The 19,396-nt window shown below is 59.6% G+C and carries 18 protein-coding genes and 1 pseudogene; 8 read left to right on the top strand and 11 right to left on the bottom strand.

What is annotated here, in order from left to right:
• Positions 1-10: 10 nt before the first annotated feature.
• The gene (locus tag WCA10_RS05655) at positions 11-2,059 is read right to left on the bottom strand and encodes an ABC transporter ATP-binding protein (protein WP_472821527.1); all 2,049 of its coding nucleotides are present in this window, start codon (positions 2,057-2,059) and stop codon (positions 11-13) included.
• Between the two features lie 166 nt (positions 2,060-2,225).
• Here WCA10_RS05655 and WCA10_RS05650 point away from each other — a divergent pair, with 166 nt between their 5' ends.
• The 3 genes from WCA10_RS05650 (at position 2,226) to WCA10_RS05640 (ending at position 5,440) form a co-directional block, all read left to right on the top strand.
• Positions 2,226-3,632: a cytochrome P450 gene (locus tag WCA10_RS05650; protein ID WP_472821526.1), complete on the top strand. Its 1,407-nt coding sequence runs from the start codon at positions 2,226-2,228 to the stop codon at positions 3,630-3,632.
• Positions 3,633-3,715: 83 nt separating this feature from the next.
• Positions 3,716-4,816, top strand: coding sequence for a DNA polymerase III subunit (locus tag WCA10_RS05645; protein WP_472821525.1), 1,101 nt, complete (start codon positions 3,716-3,718; stop codon positions 4,814-4,816).
• A 267-nt stretch (positions 4,817-5,083) separates the two neighbouring features.
• On the top strand, positions 5,084-5,440 hold the full coding sequence (locus tag WCA10_RS05640) for an RNA chaperone Hfq (RefSeq protein WP_472821524.1): 357 nt from the start codon (positions 5,084-5,086) through the stop codon (positions 5,438-5,440).
• On the opposite strand, the gene WCA10_RS05635 is transcribed toward WCA10_RS05640, so the two are convergent.
• Positions 5,437-6,519 (bottom strand): L-threonylcarbamoyladenylate synthase, encoded by a 1,083-nt coding sequence (locus WCA10_RS05635; RefSeq protein ID WP_472821523.1) that lies wholly within the window; start codon positions 6,517-6,519, stop codon positions 5,437-5,439. The genes WCA10_RS05640 and WCA10_RS05635 overlap by 4 nt on opposite strands.
• Before the next feature lie 57 nt (positions 6,520-6,576).
• On the opposite strand from WCA10_RS05635, the gene WCA10_RS05630 reads away from it, so the two are divergent.
• Complete coding sequence (locus WCA10_RS05630; RefSeq protein ID WP_472821522.1) at positions 6,577-7,236, top strand: class IV adenylate cyclase; 660 nt, start codon at positions 6,577-6,579, stop codon at positions 7,234-7,236.
• 226 nt (positions 7,237-7,462) lie between these two features.
• On the top strand, positions 7,463-8,233 hold the full coding sequence (locus WCA10_RS05625; protein WP_472821521.1) for a TIGR03435 family protein: 771 nt from the start codon (positions 7,463-7,465) through the stop codon (positions 8,231-8,233).
• 284 nt (positions 8,234-8,517) lie between these two features.
• Here WCA10_RS05625 and WCA10_RS05620 read toward each other — a convergent pair whose 3' ends face one another.
• The 5 genes and pseudogenes from WCA10_RS05620 to WCA10_RS05600 form a co-directional block, all read right to left on the bottom strand.
• Positions 8,518-8,853: an SEC-C metal-binding domain-containing protein gene (locus WCA10_RS05620; RefSeq protein WP_472821535.1), complete on the bottom strand. Its 336-nt coding sequence runs from the start codon at positions 8,851-8,853 to the stop codon at positions 8,518-8,520.
• Positions 8,854-8,858: 5 nt separating this feature from the next.
• Positions 8,859-11,511, bottom strand: a pseudogene (gene secA / locus WCA10_RS05615) (preprotein translocase subunit SecA); the annotation flags it as partial.
• Between the two features lie 103 nt (positions 11,512-11,614).
• The gene (locus tag WCA10_RS05610) at positions 11,615-12,004 is read right to left on the bottom strand and encodes a hypothetical protein (protein WP_472821520.1); all 390 of its coding nucleotides are present in this window, start codon (positions 12,002-12,004) and stop codon (positions 11,615-11,617) included.
• Positions 12,005-12,049: 45 nt separating this feature from the next.
• Positions 12,050-12,409, bottom strand: coding sequence for a hypothetical protein (locus WCA10_RS05605; RefSeq protein WP_472821519.1), 360 nt, complete (start codon positions 12,407-12,409; stop codon positions 12,050-12,052).
• Between the two features lie 98 nt (positions 12,410-12,507).
• A complete protein-coding gene (locus tag WCA10_RS05600) occupies positions 12,508-12,768 on the bottom strand; it encodes a hypothetical protein (RefSeq protein WP_472821518.1) in 261 nt (86 codons plus the stop codon).
• Positions 12,769-12,933: 165 nt separating this feature from the next.
• Here WCA10_RS05600 and WCA10_RS05595 point away from each other — a divergent pair, with 165 nt between their 5' ends.
• The gene (locus WCA10_RS05595) at positions 12,934-13,416 is read left to right on the top strand and encodes a DinB family protein (protein ID WP_472821517.1); all 483 of its coding nucleotides are present in this window, start codon (positions 12,934-12,936) and stop codon (positions 13,414-13,416) included.
• A gap of 23 nt (positions 13,417-13,439) precedes the next feature.
• Here the strand turns inward: WCA10_RS05595 and WCA10_RS05590 are convergent, their stop codons facing one another.
• Both WCA10_RS05590 and arsM read right to left on the bottom strand, forming a co-directional pair.
• Positions 13,440-13,928, bottom strand: coding sequence for an arsenate reductase ArsC (locus WCA10_RS05590; RefSeq protein WP_472821516.1), 489 nt, complete (start codon positions 13,926-13,928; stop codon positions 13,440-13,442).
• Positions 13,929-13,979: 51 nt separating this feature from the next.
• On the bottom strand, positions 13,980-14,912 hold the full coding sequence (gene arsM / locus WCA10_RS05585; protein ID WP_472821515.1) for an arsenite methyltransferase: 933 nt from the start codon (positions 14,910-14,912) through the stop codon (positions 13,980-13,982).
• A gap of 80 nt (positions 14,913-14,992) precedes the next feature.
• On the opposite strand from arsM, the gene WCA10_RS05580 reads away from it, so the two are divergent.
• Together WCA10_RS05580 and arsB are read left to right on the top strand one after the other, a co-directional pair.
• A complete protein-coding gene (locus WCA10_RS05580) occupies positions 14,993-15,412 on the top strand; it encodes an ArsR/SmtB family transcription factor (RefSeq protein ID WP_472821514.1) in 420 nt (139 codons plus the stop codon).
• A 2-nt stretch (positions 15,413-15,414) separates the two neighbouring features.
• Positions 15,415-16,527, top strand: a complete 1,113-nt coding sequence (arsB, locus tag WCA10_RS05575) for an ACR3 family arsenite efflux transporter (protein ID WP_472821513.1) — start codon at positions 15,415-15,417, stop codon at positions 16,525-16,527.
• Between the two features lie 168 nt (positions 16,528-16,695).
• Here arsB and WCA10_RS05570 read toward each other — a convergent pair whose 3' ends face one another.
• Together WCA10_RS05570 and WCA10_RS05565 are read right to left on the bottom strand one after the other, a co-directional pair.
• Positions 16,696-17,457 (bottom strand): hypothetical protein, encoded by a 762-nt coding sequence (locus tag WCA10_RS05570; protein ID WP_472821512.1) that lies wholly within the window; start codon positions 17,455-17,457, stop codon positions 16,696-16,698.
• 533 nt (positions 17,458-17,990) lie between these two features.
• On the bottom strand, positions 17,991-19,244 hold the full coding sequence (locus WCA10_RS05565) for an alkaline phosphatase family protein (RefSeq protein WP_472821511.1): 1,254 nt from the start codon (positions 19,242-19,244) through the stop codon (positions 17,991-17,993).
• Between the last annotated feature and the right edge of the window lie 152 nt (positions 19,245-19,396).

Here is a 19,396-nt window from a genome sequence, read left to right as displayed (position 1 = left end):
GGTGAGGGCTTCAGGAAGTTGCGGGCGCGATGGAGCGTTCGCGTCCGGGGACCGCGTGGATCCCGATCTCCTGATCCTTGTACTGCAACTGGTAGAGCTTCCAGTAGAGGCTGCGGTTGGCGAGCAATTCCTGGTGGGTGCCCATCTCGCGGAGTTGCCCTTTATGCATGACGAGAATCGTGTCGGCCCGTTGGATCGTAGACAAGCGATGCGCGATCAGGACGCTGGTGCGGCCCTCGACCATGCGTTCGAGTGCGCCGCGGATGCGCAGCTCGGTGTCAGTGTCGACGCTTGAAGTGGCTTCGTCAAGGATGAGGATGTGGGGATTGCAGGCAAGCGCGCGAGCGAAGTTGATGAGCTGCTTCTGGCCCGTGGAGAGCGAATTGCCGCGCTCGCGAACAGGCTCGTCGAATCCAGCCGGCAGCGATTCGATGAAATCCAGGACATTCACGTCGCGAGCCACCTGGCGCAGGGTCGCTTCGGTAATGGCTTCGTTGCCGAAACGGATGTTTTCGGCGATGGTGCCGGTGAACAGAAACGGGTCTTGCAGGACAACGGCAAAATGGCTGCGCAGGGCGGCGAGGCCGAGCTCGCGGAGGTCGACGCCATCGAGGCGGATGGAGCCGGAAGTGATGTCGTAGAAGCGCATCATCAGGCTGGTCAGCGTAGTTTTGCCGGCACCCGTGTGTCCGACGATGGCGATGGTCTGGCCGGGCTCGATGGTGAAGGAGACGTCCTTGAGAATCCACTCGATGCCGGTGAGGGCGGCGAGTTCCTTGGCGCGCTCGGGCGAGTCGGCAACGCGGTTGACGAGTTCTTTTTGTTCGGCCGACAGCTTCTGGTAGGTGAACCAGACGTTATGGAATTCAATGCGGTTTGATCCGTCGCCCGAGCGTGGATTTGCGGGGCTGACGATCTCCGGCTCGGTATCGAGCAGCCTGAAGATACGTTCGCACGCGGCCATGGCGGCTTGCAGGATGTTGTACTTGTCGCTCAGGTCCTGGATAGGCCGCCAGAAACGCTGCGAATACATATTGAAAGCGGCCAGCATGCCGATGGTGACAGAACCGGCGAGCACGCCGAATCCGCCGCGCCAGATGACGAGGGCGATGGCAATCGACGACAGGATTTCAACGGCGGGGTAGTACAGCGCATAGGCGAAGATCGTGTCTTTGAAGGCGATCATGTGAAGGCGATTGACCGACTCGAAGTCTTTATAAGCGCGATGTTCGCGGTTGAAGAGCTGGACGACGGCCATGCCGCCGATGTGTTCCTGGGTAAAGCTGTTGATGCGGGCAATGGCGGCGCGCACGCGGCGGTAGCTTTCGCGGACGCTGTTGCGGAAGAGGCGCGTGACGACCAAGATGAGCGGTAGCACGGCGAATGCCAGCAGTGCCAGCCACCAGTTGATGTTGAGCATCACGATGGCCATGATGGTGAGCGTGAAGAAGTCGTCGACGATGGCGAGAATGCCGCCGGTGAACATCTCGTTGATGGCGTCGACATCGGACGTGATGCGCGTGACCAGGCGGCCAACCGCGTGGGTGTCGAAGAAGCCGACGTGCATGCGCTGCATGTGGCGAAAGATGTCGCGGCGCAGATCGAACATGATTTTCTGACCGGTCCACTGCATCAGGTAAGTCTGGATGAATTCGAAAAAATAGGCGCAGACCTGGGCCACCAGAAATATCAAGGCGAGGCGAGTGATGCCCTGCATCGGGTTGGTGGGCAAGTGGCGGATGAGGAAACCTGTAGGTCCGCCCTCGTGGCTGAGGAGTGTTGTACCTGAGACGCCATGGTCGGTGGGGAAGTAGCGGTCGATGCCCACCATGACGAGGTAGGGGCCTGCGACATCGCTGATGGACTTCAGGGAAATGGAGATGGACGAAACCGTCGCCTGCCACCAGTATGGGCGCAGGTAGTGGCCGAGACGCTTGATCAGCCGCGAGTCGTAGACCTTGCCAATCGGGTCTTCGTCGGCCTTCGGGCGTGCTGCGCCGTCACGCGGATCGCGTTCTTGTGCCTTGGTTTGGTTGGATTTTTGCTCCGCGTCAGGCATGGGTCAACATTCAGTTCCAAAGTCCATTGTACGGGTTGCGGATTCGGGGGTTCTGCCGGCATTTCGTTGTTTCAGGACATGGAAGCAGGCCTCCACACCGGCATGGAAAGCGAAAGGGGCACACCCGCGCCTGCCGTAGACTCGAATCGTGGATCCGACTCCGTGCATGGCGGCCTCTTCGAGCGGGCACGACCTTCCGCGCGTAGTTCGGCGTGGAGAGTTTGTCTATCCTCCGGGCCTGCGCTTCAATCTGCCTTTCTACCGATTCCGTCGGTTCTTCGATCCAAAGAACCCCATTCTCTTGTTCGAGCATTTGCAGCGTTACGGGCGTGCGGCACACTATCGCATCCTGCTGCACGACGTTGTCCTGTTGAACGATCCGGCCGATATCGCCGAAGTGCTCATCGATAAAGCTGCCTTTTTCGGCAAGGACCGGACGCAAAAGCGGATGAAGATCCTCCTCGGCGAGGGGATGATTACCTCGGACGGAGAGACGCATCATCGGGGACGCCGCATCGCCGCACCTGCCTTTCACCGGCGCCGCATCGAACGGTACGCCGCGCAGATCGTGGAAATCGCCGACGGGCTTCGAATCCAGTGGCAGCCCGGGGCGGAGCTGAATATTGCCGCCGAAATGATGCGGCTCGCACTGCAGATCACAGCACGCACACTGTTTGATACCGAAGTGACGCCCGAGATTCACGAGATCAACGACCAGGTGAATGTTGTCATGGATCTCTACAATTTCCTGGTCGGGATGCCGCGGGCTGAACTCTTCCTCAATTCGCCACTGCCACAGATGCGGCGGTTTCGGGCGGCGAAGAAGCGTCTGGATGAAGTGGTCGACCGCATGATCCGGGCGCGCCAAGCGGAGGCAAACCTCGACCGCCATGCCGACCTGCTTTCGATGCTGGTGGCTGCGCGAGACGACCAGGCGGGCGGCGATGGACTCAAACTGGACGCGCAGCAGATCCGGGACCAGGTTCTGACGCTGTTTCTCGCCGGATTTGAGACGGTGGCGAATGCGCTGGCGTGGACGTGGATGCTGCTGGGGCAAAATCCGGAGGCGGAGGCCCGCCTGCATGAAGAACTCGACGCTGTACTCGGTGGGCGGTTGCCGACGCTTGAAGACGTTCCGCGGCTTGAGTACCTGGGGCGAGTGCTGTCGGAGTCGATGCGGCTCTATCCGCCGGCGTGGGCCATGGGCAGGGAAGTGCTTGAGGATGTTTCGATCGGGCCGTACCGGTTGCGCAAGCGGACAATGGTGTTTTTCAGCCAGTACATTGTGCACCGGGATCCGAAGTGGTTTCCGGAGCCGGAGCAGTTTCGTCCCGAGCGATTTACCGCGACGGCCAAGTCGGGCCGTCCGCGGTTCGCGTATTTTCCGTTTGGCGGAGGCGGCAGGCAATGCATCGGCGAGTCGTTCGCCTGGATGGAGGCCGTGCTGACACTGGCGACGCTTGCGCAGCGTTGGCGCGTCGAACTTGTTCCCGGACAGAAGATCGAGTTGCAGCCGAAGATTACGCTGCGCCCGAAGAATGGGATCCGGGTGCGGGTCATGCAGAGGGACTAGGAGACCATCTACGCGCCGTTTGCATTCTTTCGGATTCACAGGCTCGCCGAATCTTGCAGATGACAATGCCGTAGACTCGATGAGTGGGTTTCCAAAGCTTTCATGGCAACGCGGCAACCGTCGGTCATTTGCGGGAGGGGTTGCGCAGCGGCCACTTTCCGCAGGCGCTGATTCTCGCCGGACCGAAGGGTGCGGGCAAGTACACGCTTGCGCTGATGCTGGCGCAGGCCGTCAACTGCCTTGAGCCGACCGAAAGCGATGGCCTGCCGGACTTCTGCGGGCATTGCGCAAACTGCCTGCGGATCGCCGAATCGGCGAATCTCGAGGAGCGGGTTGCCGAGGCAGTGGCAGCGCGCGAAGAGATGCGCGATGTTGACAAGCGGGAGACGCGGATCCTGATCCAGACGCACCCCGATGTACTGATCGTGCCGCCCGACCCACCGCAGCTTCTGATCAAGCTGGGTCAGGTGCGGACGGTGATCCACGCGGCGTATTATCGGCCGCCTGCGAACGCGCATCGGGCGTTTACGATCTTTACCACTTCAGCGTTCATGAAAGAAGCGGCCAACAGCCTGCTGAAAGTGCTGGAAGAGCCGCCGGAGCGCACATCGCTGATCTTGCTTACGGAAAATCCGCACGAGCTGTTGCCGACGATTCGGTCGCGCGCCCTTCTCTACAGGCTGGGCGCGCTGCCCGCGGAGGAGATTGAGGCGTTGCTGGCAGAGCGCCGGCCGGAATTAAAGCCTCAGCAGCGAGCGCTTGCTGCGCGGCTCGCGGAGGGCGCGGTGGGGCGGGCGTTGACGTTGGATCTGCAAGCCTATCTGACGAGCCGCCAGGATGCGCTTCTTATCCTTCGGACGGCGCTCAGGGAGCCGGATTATTCAACCCTGTTTCGCACCACGGAAACCTATCGCGGCGGTGCGGACGGGCAGCAGAAGACGATCAACCTGTTGCGGACGCTGGGGAGTCTGCTCGAAGATTTGCTGCTGATGGTGGCGGGAACTCCGGGGCTGATCCGCAATCTTGACATCGCCGCTGAGTTGGAGCGCATGGCGCAGGGGCTCACCGTGGATTGGATCGCCGCGACTTCGTGGGCTGTCGTGCAGGTGGAGCAGGGAATGCGGCGCAATCTGTTGCGCTCGCTCGCATTGGATGCCATGGCCGTAAGCCTCGAGGAACGGTAGCGGTCGACTTCCACAGGTATCCCGATCAAAGTATGCAACTCCGACCTCGCCTGAAGCATCTTTTGGGGTAGAATCAGAACACTCTCAAAGGCAAAGACCAACCCAGAGTCTTAGACCCGGTTATGCCGATGGTTTGACGTCCCCTTAAGGGCTCTAATTCTGCATTTCCGGGGAGCGAGATCCTTCCTTTTCCCCGTCAAGCAAAGTGAAGTCGTCGTTCTGCATCTGTTCAATCAAGGGTTCCGTGACGATGGAGGATCTTATTTTATGAATACACAGACAATTTCGCCGGGCGTGGATGGTCAGCGCCGCGATGGCACTTTGTACACGCCGAATCGCAAGAAGCACGCTCCGGTTTCCACACCATCGTTTCGGTTTACGAATTATGAGATCGAGGAAGAATCCGCTCATCGTCAGGCGGAACTGTTTTATCTGCAGAAGCAGATTCAATCGCAGACGCCGATGGTGATCGTGCTGGAAGATGGCGAGAAACTTGAAGGTCAGATCGAGTGGTACGACCGTGGAGTGCTGAAGATGCGCGGCCGCGCCAGGACGCTTATTTATAAGTCCGCGATCAAGTACATGTTTAAGCTCGGTGAGGTCGGGCAGGGATCTGGTCTCTAGTCCTGCGCCGAGCGTGCAGCTTTGCGCAGGCGATCACGAATGGCCACGCCCACTCCTTCTCCTTCGGGTATCGGACACAAAATCACCGTACATCCCCCGGCGTCGAGCGCGCGAAGCCCGGCATAGAGCCTTTCGGCTAACTCTTCGGGCGCGTTCCAATGACCCCAGGCAAACTCGGCTGCTTGCCGCAGCGGCGGCTCGAATCTGGTGGGTGCCAGCTCCGCGGGAAGCATTACTCCCAGGCGATCTTTGGCGTGCCGGCCAGCTGCGTCGGCAAGGCGTGCGGGGAGTTCGTCGAGCGTGCCCTCCACGAGAATCAGGCGTGCGCGCGGTGCGTAGTGGCGCAGTCCGACGCCGGGTGAGGGAAGCGCCTCGGGCGCGGCAGCGAGCGGCATCATTCCTTCTTCGAAATACACCACAGGGCCTGCAATCTCGCGGATCTGTTGCGCGGTGACGGCGCCGGGGCGGTAGATCATCATGGGACTTTGAGTGGGATCGAGGACGGTGGATTCGACGCCGTGGCGGGTCGGGCCGGCGTCGATGATTGCGTCGATTTTGCCATCGAGGTCTTCGAGTACGTGCGCGGCGGTGGTGGGGCTGATGTGGCTGAAGACGTTGGCGCTGGGCGCGGCGACAGGCACGCCGGCCTGGCGGATGACCTCAAATGCAACCGGATGCGCGGGCATGCGGATGCCCACAAGAGGGCGGCCTGCGGTGACGATATCGGGCACGGCTGCGGAGCGGGGCAGAAGCAGCGTCAGCGGGCCGGGCCAGAAGGCTTCCATCAATTCGTAAACTACCGGTGGACACTTCGCGAGGAGCGGCTCGAGCATCGGGTTGTTGTGGACTGGGCCGGCGACGTGCACGATAATCGGGTCCCACGAGGGGCGCTGCTTGGCGGCGAAGATGCGCGCCACGGCGGCATGGTCGAGGGCATTGGCGCCCAGTCCATAGACGGTTTCGGTGGGCAGCGCAACCAGGCCGCCCGAGCGAAGAATCTGCGCGGCCTGAGCGATGGCGGCTTGGGCCGCGTCCGTTTCAATGTGGGCCGGGTCAACCGAAAGGCGCAGAGTCTTCACGTACGTATTGTCGCTGTTTGAAGCCGTTGGCGCTATCTGCGTATACTCGCTGCTTACATGTCTATCGAAACCGAGATCAAATTTCGCGTTGCGAGTGTTGGGGAACTGGCCGAGCGGCTGCGTCAGGCGGGTTTTCGCGAGCAGACTCCGCGGACCTTCGAGAGCAATGTCCTATACGACACGCCGGACCGCTCGATGCGGGCGCGGACTGAGATTCTGCGCATCCGCAGCTATGCCGGCAAGTGGACGGTGACGCACAAGCGGCTGCCCGACGTGGGGCCCGGCGAAGATGCGCACAAGCATCGCGTGGAAACGGAAACCGAAGTGGGCGACGGCAATGTGCTGGCGCAGGTTTTCAAGTCCCTGGGACTGGTGGAAGCCTTTCGCTACGAAAAGTGGCGCAGTGAGTGGACCGATGGGGAAGGCCACTGCGTGATCGACGAGACACCGATCGGCGACTTCGCAGAGCTGGAGGGTTCGCCCGAGTGGATCGATCGGACGGCGGCGCGGATCGGGGTGGACCGTTCTGCCTATCTAACGCTCAGTTACGGCCGGCTGTTTGAGCAGTGGCGCGCGGAGCATGGTTCGGAGGCCAACGATCTCACGTTTGAAACAGTGAACGGTGGACGGGGAACAGGGAACAGGGTTCAGGGAACAGGGAACAGGGAACAGGGGTCAGGGGTCAGTGAACAGTGGACAGTGGACAGTGAACAGTGAAAACAGTGAAACAGTGAAAACAGTGAACAGTGATCAGGGGTCAAAGCGCTGGTTGTTGACATCGTGACTGCGGTGGAGCCCCTGTCCTGACTCTGATTAGACCCGGAGATCTTTGGGCGGTCTATAATCCCCTCCAGAGATCAACTCCATGCTTATGCGGCCCGATTGCCGCCGGCATTCGCCGGTGCTGCTATGTTTTGTCATGCTACTGTGGAGCGGTCCAACCATGGATATGCAAGGGCAGGCTCCGGAAGGTGCGTTGTCACCGGTTGCAGACGCGAACAGCAGTCCGCTTGCCTACGAAGTTGTTTCAATCAAGGCGCACAAACCAGGGGACACGAGTGCCTCAACGCAAGGGCTGCCCAACGGCTACCGCTCTATTAATATGCCGCTGAGTAATCTAGTTCTTTCAGCCTACGTAGATACTCCCGGAACCGAGGTTTCAGGTCTGCCGGAATGGGCGAAAACAGATCCTTACGATGTTGAGACGAGGGTGGACGCGGAGGCTGTTGAGGCTTGGAAGAAACTCCCCTCCGCAGAAGCGTGGAAACAGCAACTGGCGATGATGCGCACGCTGCTAGCAGACCGGTGCAAACTCAAAGTGCACTGGGAGAAAAAGGAAGGACCAGTCTATGACTTGGTGATTGCCAAGGACGGACCGAAGTTCAAGGAAGCGGCTCCGGACGAAGTTAGCAATGCTATTGGAGGTGGAAGCTCGAACACGCAACGTCTAACGGTGCACGCGGAGACCATGGAGAACATCGGTTGGTTCTTTTCGGGCAACGCGGGACGCAAGATCGTAGACAAGACCGGGCTCGGCGGGAAGAGGTTCGATTTTGAAATCGAGTGGACGCCGGACAGGGCAGCAACCGCGGACGATCCGGGCATTTCGATCTTCACGGCCCTGGAAGAGCAGCTCGGATTGAAGCTGGTGCCATCCAAAGGTCCAGTCGATAGGCTTGTCATCGACCACTTTGAGAGGCCGACCCCGAACTGATCGTCGCCGACGCGGGACGCGGTCTCGGCAACCGATGTCTTGGACTGCTTGAGACCCTGACCTTTGGCCTTGGAATCAGCAGCAGAAGTGACATGCAACTTGTGTATTCTCAGGCGCGTTAGTTCGCTTGGCGCTGCTTACGGTCGGATGATCGCGGATGCGGAAGTTTGGGTTGAAACTTCCCTCATGGGCTGAAGCCCATATTCATGTGGGTGCGATTACGGCCCGACTAAAGTCGTGCCCTTGTTACAACACATCGGGCCCTGTTACACAACAGGTTTGCGCTAGGCTTCGGTGCCGTGGCACTTTTTGTATTTCTTGCCTGAGCCGCAGGGGCAGGGGTCGTTGCGGCCTACCTTTTCGCCGGTGCGGCGCTGCGAGGGCTGGCTGCCGTTTGCGCCGCCTCCGGCGCGGGTTGCCGCCTGGAGTTCGCGCTGCTTTTTGCGGTGGAACTCCTTCTCCAACTGATCGATGGTCGTGGAAGGCGCGCGCGTAGGGATGGAGATTTCGCGCGGCGGCGCATCGAACACGAGAGGCTGGCCGTCGTCATTCAGCGTCAATAGCTCCGCGCTGGCTACGGGGGGAGCCGGTGGCACAGCTCTGCGCGGTTCGGGCGCCATTTCGATGGGGCGGCCATCGGGGCCGAGAATCTGCATGCGGAAAAGGAAGCGGACGGTGTCTTCCTGGAACTTCGCCATCATGGCTTCGAACATGTCGAAGGATTCCTTCTTGTAGGCTACGAGCGGATCCTGCTGCGCGTAGCCACGAAGGCCGATGCCCTCTTTCAAGTGGTCCATCGAGAGCAGGTGGTCTTTCCAGAGGCCGTCGATCACGCTGAGCATGACCATGCGTTCGTGATAGCGCATCTGCGGCGCGGTGAGGATGTGCTCCTTCTGTTCGTATTGCTGTTTCAGCTTTTCAAAGATTGCGTCGCCGAGTTCGTGGCGCGCCAATTCCTGCGGCTTGATGCCCGCAGCCGCCATGCTTAAGCCGAACTGGTTGATCAGCTTTTCTTCGATTTCTTTGAAGTTCCATTGATCGGGATGCTTGTTTTCGGGCGCGCATTCGTCGAGGATGCCGCTGAGGATTCCGCCGACGTAGTCCTCGAGAATGAGTTCGCGCTGTTCGACGCCTTCGAGCAACTGGCGGCGCAGGCCATAGACGGCTTCGCGCTGCTTGTTCATGACGTCGTCGTATTCGAGCAGGTGTTTGCGCGATTCGAAGTTCTGCGATTCAACGCCTTTCTGCGCGTTTTCAATCTGCCGTGTAATCATCTTCGACTCGATCGCGACGTCTTCTTCCATGATCTTCTGCATCATGGTGTTGGCGAATCCGCGGGCGAAGATGCGCATGAGGTCGTCTTCAAGCGAGAGATAGAAGCGCGATGCTCCGGGATCGCCCTGGCGGCCGGCGCGGCCACGCAACTGGTTGTCGATGCGGCGTGACTCGTGACGCTCGGTGCCGAGAATGAAGAGGCCGCCCCTGGCGATGACTTCTTCGTGCTCTTTCTGGGCGGCATCGTTGTGGACGGAGAAGGTGGCGGTCCAGTCGGAATCGGAAACTTCGAATTCCTGACCCTGGTAGTAGAAGCGCTGAAAACCGGCGGGGGCCATGGGACTGATCGCTCCCTCGGCCACGCTGATTGCCCTGGCGTGGCCCTTCTTCACCAGTTCCTGGCGGGCCATGAATTCGGGATTGCCGCCAAGCAGAATGTCGGTACCGCGGCCGGCCATGTTGGTGGCGATGGTGACCATGCCGAGACGACCGGCCTGTGCCACATATTCAGCTTCGCGCTCGTGCTGCTTGGCGTTGAGCACGACGTGGCAAATACCCTTGCGCTGCAGGATGGCGGAGAGGCGCTCGGACTTTTCAATCGACACAGTGCCCACCAGTACGGGTTGCTGCTCCTCATTGAGTCGGGCGATGTCTTCGGCTGCGGCCTTGAACTTTTCCTTCTCTGTGCGGAAGACCACATCGGGGTTTTCGACGCGGAGCAGCGGCTTGTTGGTGGGGATGACGACGATTTCGAGCTTGTAGATCTTCTCGAATTCGGCGGCTTCGGTTTCGGCTGTGCCGGTCATGCCACTGAGTTTTTTGTAGAGACGGAAGTAGTTCTGGAAGGTGATGGTGGCGAGCGTCTGGTCTTCCTTGCGGATGCTGACGCCCTCCTTGGCTTCGATGGACTGGTGCAGCCCGTCGGACCAGCGACGACCGGGCATGAGGCGGCCGGTGAAGGTGTCGACAATGATGACCTCGCCATCCTTAACCACGTAGTCGACATCGCGCTTGTAGAGGGCGTGGGCCTTGATGGCGGTTTCGACGTAGTGCTTGAGTTCCCAGTTCTCCGCGCTCGCAATGTTGTCGATGCCGAGCGCTTTCTCGATGGTGACCCAGCCCTCGTCCGTCACACCGATGGTGCGGTGCTTTTCGTCGACCACATAGTCGCCCGAGAAGGTCTTGCCTTCAAGGCTGTCGACTTCTTCGCCGAGTTCGAGTGCGGGAATGATTTTGCGGGCGCGGGCATACTTGTCGGTGGTCTGGTCGGTGGGGCCGGAGATGATGAGCGGCGTGCGGGCTTCGTCGATGAGGATGGAGTCGACTTCGTCGACGATAGCGTAGTAGTGGCCGCGCTGCACGCAATCCTTGATTTCAAACTTCATGTTGTCGCGCAGGTAGTCGAAGCCGAATTCGTTATTGGTGCCGTAGGTGATGTCGGCGCCGTAGGCCGCGCGGCGCTCGTCGTCAGAAAGGTCGTGGACGATGACGCCGACGGTGAGGCCCAGGAACTCGTAGATTTTGCCCATCCACTCGGCATCGCGCTTGGCCAGGTAGTCGTTGACCGTGACCACGTGGACGCCGTGGCCGGCAAGCGCATTGAGATAGCAGGCGAGGGTGGCGACGAGGGTTTTGCCTTCGCCGGTCTTCATTTCGCTGATCTTGCCCTGGTGCAGAACCATGCCGCCGATGAGCTGCACATCGAAGTGGCGCATCTTTACGGCGCGCCAGCCGGCTTCGCGGACTACGGCGAAGGCTTCAGGCAGGATTTCATCGAGCGCCGCACGCTCGGCAGTCTGAATCTCGTCGGGATCGGTAATCCCTTGAATGCGAGCGGCGATGCGGGCGCGGAAATCGGCCGTCTTGGCCCGAAGCTGTTCATCGGAAAGCTTTTCCATCTCCGGCTCAAAAGCGCCGATCTGACCAACAACGGGGAGAAGTTTCTTGATGACCCGCTCGTTGGCGGTGCCGAATATTTTTGTGAGTACCTTATCGAAAAACACGGGAGTCTCCAATCTTCCAGTATAAATGTCATGAATTGCAGCGATTGGGACGGGAGCGTCGATCAGGAAAGCATGGCGGCGATCGCTGCACTGGAGCAGAAGATCAGACGAGGCTAGGCGGAGGGCGCTGGAAGAGCGCTGGAAGCAGAGGTACTACGGGCGTGCGGCCCAAGCATCGGAGGGATGCGGCAGAAACGAGAGCGAGTGGCGAAACCAACCCGATAAAGAACACGGGCAGCATCGCGATCAACGGTCCGGAGCCAGCGTTGCGCAGAATTGAATTGGATTGGCGCCGGGCACCGCGATGTGCGAATCGTAAAACGCCGGAAAACTCGGCGTGGTTCTGACTCTGACTGCGGGCCAGGAACTCAAGTACCGGGTGGGCGTAGGCCTTGGCGCTTTGCAGGCCCGCCTCGGCGTGGGCAACCGACGTGAATGCGACGGCGGCAATTGCCACCCACATCCACGCGTTTTTGTTCAGAGATCGAGACATCGTGCGGTTCCTTTTCTATTTTGTCATAGATGCGATGTGAAGAGCTCATTTCAGGCGCACGGTGAGGCTTTCGACCGCTTCGCCCCGGCGAATACGCCGCAATTGACGCAGGAGGTGCCGGGTGGGGGATTCGGGGTCGCCGTCATCGTCTTCGTCCACGTCTTCGACCTGGCGATGCTGGGCTTCGACGGCGTGCAGAATGCGCGGCCTGTAAATCAGTGTCAAACCGAGAACCACGGTTCCCAGTCCAGCGGAGGATGAGGAAAAGCTCGACCGGCGCCGCCCTGATTTTTGCTTGCGGCCCCAGGGCACGCAGAAGAGATAGTAGTAAGCCAGGATCAGCAGAATCGCCAGGAATGGCGACCCCATAGCAAGTGCAGCCACTGCACTGTATACAGTGTCCATAAGAGGGCCTTCCCGATGTTGGACAGAACTTCGCTTTGGATGGATCACGGAGACTGCGGCGGTATGAACCGCGTCATCCCGAGATCAATTTGAAGGAATTAAGCGAGTCGGAAGGGCGGAGGACGCTGGAACGAGGGCGCCAGCGATGGGGCCTCTGGCGTGTGGCCCAGCGAGAGAACCGGGAGCAGCGGCAGCAGGCTGAACGGCACCAGCAGGCCCACGAAAAACGCGGGTAGAAGCGCCATCCATGCAGGCGCGCCTGTGGCGTGCGAGTGGGGTACGAGCAGCGCGACCAGGGCGATCACAATGGCTGCGATCGCGATCCAGTACCAGGCCCGTTGCTGACGAAAAGCGTTCATGCTGGTGGTCAGAGTATACCAACAGTTCAGTTCTTAGTTCAGAGTTCTGAGTTGCGAGGGGAAGTGAAGAACTCTGTTTGCACCCAATCCAGTACATTCATCGCCCGAACACAGATTTTGGAATCTTTCTCGAGAAACCCGAATCCGTTGATGCGGAGGGATTTGATGGCGGACAAGAGCAATGCGGCGTTGCGGGAGCACTTGGTGGAAGTATTGACGGGCGGGCACGCGCACGCCACGTTCGAGCAGGCGGTGAAGAACTTGCCGGTAGAACTGCGGGGAAAAGTGCCGAAGGGCGGGGAGTACTCCGCATGGCAGTTGCTCGAACATCTGCGGATCGCACAGTCGGACATTCTGGAGTTTTCTCGGGATGCGAAGCACCAGTCGCCCAAGTGGCCGGAAGGTTACTGGCCGAGCGAAAAGGCTCCGGCAGATGACAAGGCGTGGGACAAGAGCGTGCGGGCTTTCAAGCGTGATCTTAAAGCGATGTGCGCGCTGGTCGAGGACCCGAAGACGGATTTGTTCGCGAAGATTCCGCACGGCGATGGGCAGACGATTCTGCGCGAGGCTCTGTTGGCGGCGGACCACAATGCGTATCACGTGGGGCAATTGGTGCTGGTGCGGCGGCTGCTGGGTGCGTGGGGCTAAGCAACATCGTTTTCCGATGTTGCCTATTGCTTGCCGATGTCGTCGAGTTTCTGCTTGAGCGCGAAGGTGTCGAGCGTAGCGATCGGAAGGCAGAGGAAGAGACTGATACGGCGATCAAGGACAGAGAAGGCGCTTGAAAAGGCTCGATCGATCTCTTCGGGTGTGCCTTTCACGGCAGCTGGATCGGGCACTCCCCAGTGCGCCGTCATGGGCTGCCCCGGCCAGAAAGGGCAGACTTCTTTCGCCGCGTTGTCGCAGACCGTGAAGACGAAGTGAAGCGGCGGTGCGTCAGGTCCGGAGAACTCGTCCCAGGATTTGCTGCGCAGGCCGTCGGTTTTCAATCCTGCTTTCTCAAGCTGGCGAATAGCCTCTGGCCGCACCATCCCAGAGGGATGACTGCCCGCGCTGTAGGAATTGAAGTTTGGGAAACCTTTGTGGCGCATGATTGCTTCGGCCATGATGGACCGGGCGGAGTTCCCGGTGCAGAGAAACAACACGTTGTAGCGGGCCATGTCCAGCGTCCTCTCTGAGGGTTGAATGTTGCTGAGTTTTTGCCGGCTCGCTCAGGCGCAGCAGCTTGGGCCGCAGCAGGATTTTGCAGGCGCCGCACCGGGCTTGATCGCGTAAACCTTGACGCTGGCGGCGGCTGCGTTGACGTCGTGGTTCGCGAGAAGCGTTTTCAAATCATCGTGCAATTTGGTGTCGGCGGCGGGAGAGGGTGAGCAGCACGAGGTCTCGACCACCTGGAGCGGATTCGTTGCGTCTGGCTTGTCCATCGCAGGCGAGCAACAGCCGGACTGGTTTTCGATCTTGGCGTAGGCGTTCAGATCGCGACCGCTGTCGACGATTTCAACGTGCTCGAAGCCCGCTGCCAGCAGTTCTGCGCGATAGTCGTCGATGCGGATGGCTCCTGCGATGCAGCCGACGTAGGCGGCAACACTCTTCGCGATCGCTTCGGGAAGTTCGTGCTTCAGGGCGATGTCGCTGACGGCGAGGCGTCCGCCGGGCTTGAGGACGCGCACGATTTCGCGGAATACGGCGGGCTTGTCGGGGGCGAGATTCAGAACGCAATTGGAGATCACGCAATCGACCGACGCATCGGGGAGCGGGATCTTGTCGATGGTGGAAAGATGGAAGTCGACGTTGGTGTAGCCGCCGGCTGCGGCGTTGGCGCGGGCGCGCTCGAGCATGGCGGGCGTCATATCGATGCCGATGGCGCGACCCTGCGGGCCAACCTGCTTCGATGCGAGAAAGACATCGAGTCCACCTCCCGAGCCGAGATCGACAACCACTTCGCCGGGCCTGAGGTGCGCGGTGGCCGTGGGATTGCCGCAGGAGAGGCCCATGTTGGCCTCCGCGGGAATTGACGTAAGCTCTTCGGCCGTATAGCCGAAAGCCTCGGCCACGGCTTTGACGCCGGCATGGTCGCTGGAGAGAGAGCTTTCGGCGACAGCCGCATACTTTGATTTCACCGATTCCAGAATCTGTTCCGCCATGACGTACTCCTTAGAAAAACATATTCACGTAAGCGAATATATTCCTTGTCAACGTATTCGTCAAGGCGTATATATAAAACATGGCGGCGAGATCGTCTCAATTCGATATGGAGCGGTTCTTTCAGGCGCTGGGCGATCGAACGCGGCTGCGTCTGCTGAACCTGATGGGCGACCAGGAAATCTGTGTCTGCTATTTCGTGGAGATCCTGGCACAGGGGCAGCCGAAGATCTCGCGGCACCTCGCCTATCTGCGCAATGCGGGAATCGTGCAGGCGCGGCGCGAAGGGAAGTGGATGCACTACCGCATCGTGATGCCGCCCAATGCGGGCGCCGCGCGGGTGCTACGGCAGACGCTGGCATGGCTCAGTGAGGATCGCGCGATGCAGGCGGACCGTGCGCGCTTGTCGAAGGCCTGCTGCAGCCCGGCCAGATTTGTCACGCTGCAGAGCGCACCGCGGCCGGCGGCGCTGAATAGCTTGATCGCTGCGGAGGTCCGATAACAATGTCATCGGCACCGTATACGCAGGGGCAGATCTGCGCTCCGCTGGAACGCAGGAAGCTTTCATTTCTCGACCGCTTTCTGACGCTCTGGATTTTTCTGGCGATGGCTGTGGGAGTCGGGCTGGGACATTTTGTGCCCGGCTCGGCTGCCTTTGTGAACCGCTTTCAGAGCGGAACAACAAATATTCCCATCGCCATCGGGTTGATCATCATGATGTTTCCGCCGCTCGCGAAGGTGCGCTACGAAAAGCTGGGCGAAGTGTTTCGGCGTAAGCGCGTGCTGGGGCTCTCGCTGGTGCAGAACTGGGTGATCGGCCCAGTACTGATGTTCGGGCTTGCCGTTCTGTTTCTTCGCGGAGAGCCGGCTTACATGCGCGGGCTGATTCTGATCGGCATTGCGCGCTGCATTGCGATGGTGCTGGTGTGGAATGAGCTAGCCAATGGCGACACGGATTATGCCGCGGGGCTGGTTGCGATCAACAGCGTCTTTCAGGTGCTCTTCTACAGCTTCTATGCGTGGGTATTTATCACGGTGTTGCCGAAGTGGCTGGGACTGCAAGGCAGCGTGGTGGATGTGAGCATTGCGCAGATTGCGAAGAGTGTGGGCATCTACCTGGGCATTCCTTTCGTATCCGGGATGGTGACGCGGTTTGTGTTGATTCGTCTGAAGGGCGAGACATGGTATCGCACACGGTTTATCGCCCGCATCAGTCCGCTGACGCTGGTGGCGCTGCTGTTCACGATCCTGGTGATGTTCTCGCTGAAGGGCGATCTGATTGTGCGGCTGCCGCTGGATGTGCTGCGCATCGCGATTCCGCTGGTTGTCTATTTTCTTATCATGTTCCTTGTCAGTTTCTGGATGGGCAAGCGGCTGGGGGCGAACTATGCGCAATCGGCGACGCTGTCGTTTACGGCCGCCGGCAATAATTTCGAACTGGCGATTGCGGTTGCGGTGGCAGTGTTCGGGCTGAACTCCGGCGAGGCGTTTGTGGGCGTGGTGGGGCCGCTGATCGAGGTCCCTGCATTGATCGGGCTGGTGAACGTCGCCTTCTGGTTTCAAAGGCGTTATTTCGCGGCAGAATCCCGCGAACTTACCGGCCAACCAGTGCACTGAGTGGTTGTGCGATCGATGAAAAACAAGATGGCCTGAGGTTCGTGCTCTCCCACCCTTGACCAAAAGACGGCCAAGGATGGGGCACTCGCTGATGGCTTGGGTTCGTGGTTTCCCACTCATGCCGCGATGAAGCCGCGTCATGAATGGGGCACCCTGGTACAAGTTTCTCTAATCCATCTTCATGCCGGGCATCGACGAGTGGTCCATGTTGTCGTGGCCGTTGTCGTCATCGTCGACAGACCAGACTTTGCGCGGGTCGGATTCATAGGGATAGACGTGGACCATCCAGCCGAAGACGTGAGGGAGAAAGACTCCACCGGCCTCGTCGCAGGCTTCCTGCGTATGGATGGAGCCGAGCAGGCCGAATTTAGCATTGGGACCAAAGTAAGCGGCGAGCTGCCCGGCAGGCGCCTTGCAGAAGTCGATGTGCTGATGCCACCGGGCAATGCTGAGCGGAATGCGGCTGTTGATTTCGTCTTCGGTGGCATTGACGCGATCGGTATACATCACGCCAATCAGCTTGTAGCCGCCGTCTGGGGTCTTGCGGTAGAGCAGGGAAGTTGGCTTTAGCGGATCGAAGTGGCTCCATGCTGCGAGGCCATTTGCCGCCTTCGTAAAGTGATAGAGCGGCTGCGGCACATTAGGCAGGAAGATGCGGAAACCATCGGCGAGAGCGTTGTGGTAGTCCTCGTAAGGCGCCATGGCTGCTTTGGCCGCGGTTACGATGGCATCGGCTTTTGCCTGGTCGCCGGGCATCTTTGGACGCAGCGTCGTCATGTACATGTGGCCAGACATGTGCGCCATGCCACGGGTGTGCTCCACCCCGCCGGCTTGCGCATGCAGCCACCTTGCGGATAGTACGGAGAGTCCCACGGCAACACAAAGAAGCGCGAAACGCGACGAAAACACGGTGCAAATACGCGTGGACATAACGGACCTCCTGAGATCGAGCCACGGATGCAAATTCGGTCCGTGGCCCGGGGTGTGAATGCATACGCGCCGGTTGTGCGTTTCGTTCCGGCGTGATCTTTCGCTTTGCGTTTCCCACGTCTACAGGGACGGATTTGCGACGCGGACGTTGACATTGCAGCACAAAAGACAAACGGCGCCAAGTCGGATAGACTTTGCGCCGTTGGTTTTGCGGATTGAAGTTGAGATTCCGCGAGTCGACCAGGGCCTGTTTTCAAAAATGCCCGCGTGGATTGTGCGCGAATCCCTCAGGGGTTAAGCAGGCTGCGGAAAAATGGGAAAAAATGACGAATCGTCGAAAGAACGTCCCTCAGCGGCTAAAGCCGACGATGCTATTGTGTTGCTTATGGCATGGCTAAAGCGATGCTCTTTCGAAGCAACGAGTTTTTCCGCAGCCTGTAAAACCCCTTATGTCTTAGCCTCTTTTCGGCCCGCGACCCAACAATGTTCCCCGAGCCGTGCCCTTGTTACAAAACCGGTTTTTGAAACAGGCTCTAGGGCCGCGACGGAATGACGCCGGGCTCGAACAAGTCAGACAAATCGTTCACGTTGGCTGCATCGCCCAGGTACGGTGATGATCCGCCGGTTGCCTTCACGTGGAAGATGTTCTGCATCGTACGCAGGTCGGAGGAGTGGGTGAAATCTACCGGGCTGGCATAGGGTACGCCGTTCTCGTTCGAGTGGGCGAGGTTGGAGATGACGATCTCGGGGATCGTGTGGCTGAAGTCGTCCGGGTTGTCGTTGGTCTCGCCGTCGTCCTCGCTCTCATCCCACCAGAGAATGATGGCGCCGCCATCCTGATAGGCCTTGGACGCCATAATCATCGGCACCAGGCGGGCAAGGGCATTGTCGCCAGCTTTGATCTGCGAGGAATCGCCGGTGAGGCCTGCGAAGCCTGCACTCAAGGCACTGTGTTGCTCGTTGAACTGGTCGGGCGTGATCCACGTGTAATCGGCGATGCGATTGTTGGCGAGGTCGAATTGCAACTGCTGCAGGGGGGCGTAGTTGAACCGAAGCGGGTTTGACGTGGTTGTGTTATTGCCGCCGTTGGTGTCGGCGAAAAAGGCCATCGGGTTGTGTTTGACGGCGTAGTTGTACTGGAGCGAGTCGTTGTACTGGTTGAGCAGGCTGCCGGTAGCGAAGGCGCCGCTCAGGCTGACCAGGGGAACAGTCCATTGGTTTTCCGGGAGAGGCAGGTTGGTGAGCTTGCCGTTCACGGTCTGCAGGTCGATGTCTTCCTGATACGACTTCCAGCTTCTTCCCGCCTTCTGCAACAGGCCGCTCAGATGCTGGGTTGTGGTCTGGGCGTTGGGAGGCGTGTCCTTGTAGGGATCGTCGTCATTGGCGATGCCGAAATTGGTGCCGGCCTCGGCCCAGAGGTAGTTGGGTTCGGAGGGGTGGATGTGGGGATTATTTCCGCTTTGGGTGGCGAGAACGTTGTGGTAGGACGTGGCGTAGGAGACATGCCGGCTGATATTCACCTGGCGACCGTTTATGAACGCGACAGCTGTCCCATTCACAAGGCTGTTGATGAACGGGGCGTTCGGATTCTGGAAGATGGGCTGAATCTTGCCGGCCAGTGTTGCGGGCTGGGTCCAATTGTGATTCTCCATTGCGATAACAAATACATGCTTGATTTCCCGGTTGTCCCGGTCGTCATGATCGTCCTGGGCGATGACGCTCGTGCAGGTGAGCGCAGCCAGAAGCGCAAGCCCTGCGAGAGGGCGGAGTGGGGCGAAGCTCTGCATGGAAACCTCGTATCGTGGGGAATTGCGGCATGAGGTGGAAGGCATTCAGGGTCACCTCGTGCAGGACCATGCCCGTCAACCTGCCGCATGGAGATTGGTAGCAGTTGAATGTTGCGGAGAGATGACGGGTGGATTAAAGAACGCGAAGGGTA

Source organism: Occallatibacter sp. (assembly GCF_049582745.1).
Classification (GTDB): domain Bacteria; phylum Acidobacteriota; class Terriglobia; order Terriglobales; family Acidobacteriaceae; genus Telmatobacter.
This window is presented reverse-complemented; position numbering and strand designations above follow the sequence as displayed.

Coding starts and splice junctions, on each gene's coding strand:
- WCA10_RS05655 (WP_472821527.1), bottom strand. CDS start 2,059: ATGCCTGACGCGGAGCAAAAATCCAACCAAACCAAGGCACAAGAACGC.
- WCA10_RS05630 (WP_472821522.1), top strand. CDS start 6,577: ATGTCTATCGAAACCGAGATCAAATTTCGCGTTGCGAGTGTTGGGGAA.
- WCA10_RS05625 (WP_472821521.1), top strand. CDS start 7,463: ATGGATATGCAAGGGCAGGCTCCGGAAGGTGCGTTGTCACCGGTTGCA.
- WCA10_RS05620 (WP_472821535.1), bottom strand. CDS start 8,853: ATGGCGCCCGAACCGCGCAGAGCTGTGCCACCGGCTCCCCCCGTAGCC.
- WCA10_RS05610 (WP_472821520.1), bottom strand. CDS start 12,004: ATGTCTCGATCTCTGAACAAAAACGCGTGGATGTGGGTGGCAATTGCC.
- WCA10_RS05595 (WP_472821517.1), top strand. CDS start 12,934: ATGGCGGACAAGAGCAATGCGGCGTTGCGGGAGCACTTGGTGGAAGTA.
- WCA10_RS05600 (WP_472821518.1), bottom strand. CDS start 12,768: ATGAACGCTTTTCGTCAGCAACGGGCCTGGTACTGGATCGCGATCGCA.
- WCA10_RS05590 (WP_472821516.1), bottom strand. CDS start 13,928: ATGGCCCGCTACAACGTGTTGTTTCTCTGCACCGGGAACTCCGCCCGG.
- WCA10_RS05570 (WP_472821512.1), bottom strand. CDS start 17,457: ATGTCCACGCGTATTTGCACCGTGTTTTCGTCGCGTTTCGCGCTTCTT.
- WCA10_RS05640 (WP_472821524.1), top strand. CDS start 5,084: ATGAATACACAGACAATTTCGCCGGGCGTGGATGGTCAGCGCCGCGAT.
- arsB (WP_472821513.1), top strand. CDS start 15,415: ATGTCATCGGCACCGTATACGCAGGGGCAGATCTGCGCTCCGCTGGAA.
- WCA10_RS05580 (WP_472821514.1), top strand. CDS start 14,993: ATGGCGGCGAGATCGTCTCAATTCGATATGGAGCGGTTCTTTCAGGCG.
- WCA10_RS05605 (WP_472821519.1), bottom strand. CDS start 12,409: ATGGACACTGTATACAGTGCAGTGGCTGCACTTGCTATGGGGTCGCCA.
- arsM (WP_472821515.1), bottom strand. CDS start 14,912: ATGGCGGAACAGATTCTGGAATCGGTGAAATCAAAGTATGCGGCTGTC.
- WCA10_RS05565 (WP_472821511.1), bottom strand. CDS start 19,244: ATGCAGAGCTTCGCCCCACTCCGCCCTCTCGCAGGGCTTGCGCTTCTG.
- WCA10_RS05650 (WP_472821526.1), top strand. CDS start 2,226: ATGGCGGCCTCTTCGAGCGGGCACGACCTTCCGCGCGTAGTTCGGCGT.